The sequence below is a fragment of the Micrococcus sp. HSID17227 genome (assembly GCF_003989405.1).
GTDB lineage: Bacteria > Actinomycetota > Actinomycetes > Actinomycetales > Micrococcaceae > Micrococcus > Micrococcus luteus.
In genome coordinates this window covers 1-734 of sequence record NZ_RBLN01000560.1, presented here as the reverse complement: position 1 = coordinate 734, position 734 = coordinate 1, and the positions used below count along the sequence as shown (strand labels likewise).

1 pseudogene is annotated in these 734 nt (G+C 51.2%); it reads right to left on the bottom strand.

The annotated features are described in order from the left end of the window. Positions 1-315: 315 nt before the first annotated feature. Positions 316-734 (bottom strand): annotated as a pseudogene (locus tag D8M29_RS13300) (Dyp-type peroxidase domain-containing protein); the annotation flags it as partial.

The window sequence follows — 734 nt, the reverse complement described above, 5'->3', positions numbered from 1 at the left end:
AGGGGGGTTGAGCAGTCATCATTGTCTCCCATATGTATGTGATTTTTAACTCAATAGTACCGTTGGCGGTGTGGCAGTCAAATTAGACGCGCACCGCCGAAGGTTTTCAGCCGAACATCACAATAAACCGCGTCGCCAAGGCATACCACATCACTGTTTTAAAATGCCTTAGTACGAAGTTTCTCCCCTTTCCCATGCCCGATAAAGTCCTGAAGAACCCAATAGTTCAGACCACGGTTATCGAAACATCGCTGACCCCTAAGCGCCCGGATACCGTCTTGGTACCGGGCGCCCATCAGAAGCATACTCAGCGGTTTAGAACAACCCAGAAGCGATAAAATCGTTCTCGTCTTTGATACCGGGAGGTACCGCAAAAACGGCGCTGCCGGTGTGTTTAAGATACTCACTGAGCGCATCGGACTGGGTTATGGTATCCAGAAGCGGGATGAAGTGGGTGCGCGGGTCACAGACGAACGCTATAAAGAACAGCGCAGCATCCAGGTGTCCAAGTCCGTCGGAGCCATCCGTGTAGTTAAACCCGCGGCGTAGCATCTGAACACCATTATTTTGGTTCGGGTGCATGAGCCGCATATGCGAATCATCGGGAATGATAGGGCCGTTTTTACCCTTCATATTGAAATCTGGGGTGGTAAATTCCTCTCCGCCTGAGAGCGGCGCGCATGATACTTTAGTGCGCCCAATAATATCTTCTTGCTCATGCAGGCGGGACCGGT